This window comes from Methylobacterium haplocladii, assembly GCF_007992175.1.
Taxonomy (GTDB): Bacteria; Pseudomonadota; Alphaproteobacteria; order Rhizobiales; family Beijerinckiaceae; genus Methylobacterium; species Methylobacterium haplocladii.
The window spans coordinates 1-1,427 of record NZ_BJZT01000075.1; the positions used below are offsets into that span (position 1 = coordinate 1).

A 1,427-nucleotide genomic window follows, 5' to 3' on the forward strand; every position below is an offset into this window, starting at 1 on the left:
AGATCGAGATAGGCTTGGTTGACCGATGTGATCTCCAACTCGCCCCGGTCCGACGGTTTCACGTCGGCGGCGATGTCGAGGACCTGGTTGTCGTAGAAGTACAGGCCCGTGACCGCCCAGGGAGATTCGGGCTTCTTCGGCTTCTCGACGAGGCGGCGCGGCCGGCCCTCCTTGTCGAGGGTAACCACACCGTAGGCCTCGGGGTGATCGACATGATAGGCGAACACCGTGGCGCCGGACCGGCGCTCGCGGGCGCGTCGCAGCAATTCGCTCATGCCGTTGCCGAAGAACAGGTTGTCGCCGAGCACCAGCGCGACGGAATCGGTGCCGACGAAGTCGCGGCCGATGATGAAGGCCTGCGCCAGACCCTCGGGCCTCGGCTGGACCGCGTAGGTGAAGCTCACGCCGAACTGCTCGCCGGAGCCGAGTAGGCGCTGATAGTTGCCGAGATGCTCAGGGCTCGAGATCACCAGGATCTCGCGGATGCCGGCGAGCATCAGCACCGAGATCGGGTAATAGATCATCGGCTTGTCGTAGACCGGCAGAAGCTGCTTGTTGATGGCGAGCGTCGCCGGATGCAAGCGGGTGCCGGAGCCGCCGGCGAGTACGATGCCCTTCATGGCAAAACCCTTGTCATGTCTGTCGGTGTGCCGGCCCGACGAGGCGGTCGAGGATGTCGTCGAGTGCCTCGCTCCAGGGCCGGGGCATGAGGCCGTAAGCGGCCGTGAGACTTTGCGTGGACAACTCCGAATTGGCCGGGCGCCGGGCCGGGGTCGGATAAGCGCTCGTCGGGATGCCCGAAACAGGGATCTCGCGGCCGCCGCGCCGGGCGTTGCCGGCAACGATGGCGCGGGCGAAGCCATGCCAGGTGGTGACGCCCGCGTTGACGTAGTGGAACGTGCCCGTCGGCGCCTCCGGATCCTCGGCCAGCCGCAGCGCGATCTGTGCCAGCCCGGCCGCGAGATCGGCGGCCGAGGTCGGGCAGCCGCGCTGGTCGTCGACGACGGCGAGTGTTTCGCGCTCACCGGCGAGCCGCAGCATGGTCTTGACGAAGTTGCCGCGGTGGGGGCTGACCACCCAGGCGGTGCGAACGATCGCATGGCGCGGATTGGCGGTGCGAACCGCCATCTCGCCTGCCGCCTTGCTCGCGCCGTAGACGCTGGTGGGTCCGATCGGCGCGTCGGGTGTGTAGGCGCCGCTGCTCGAACCGTCGAAGACGTAATCGGTCGAGACGTGCACCAGAGGGATCGCCTTGGCGTGCGTCGCCGCGGCCAGGATCGCCGGGGCCAGCGCGTTGAGGCGCCATGCGGCGGCCACTTCGCTCTCGGCCTTGTCCACGGCGGTGTAGGCGGCCGCGTTGATCACCGCGGCCCAGTCGCGCGCGGCGATGATCCGGGCGACGGCGGCTTCGTCGGTGATGTCGAGGC

Annotated in this window: 2 protein-coding genes; both read right to left on the reverse strand. The window is 68.3% G+C overall.

Annotated features, from left to right (window positions below; all coding sequences use genetic code 11):
• A partial coding sequence (locus MHA02_RS21775; protein ID WP_147082665.1) for a sugar nucleotidyltransferase occupies nt 1-620 on the reverse strand: 620 nt, incomplete at its 3' end.
• Between the two features lie 13 nt (nt 621-633).
• Nucleotides 634-1,427 (reverse strand): dTDP-4-dehydrorhamnose reductase (rfbD, locus tag MHA02_RS21780; protein ID WP_147082666.1); only part of this gene is annotated, 794 nt, incomplete at its 5' end.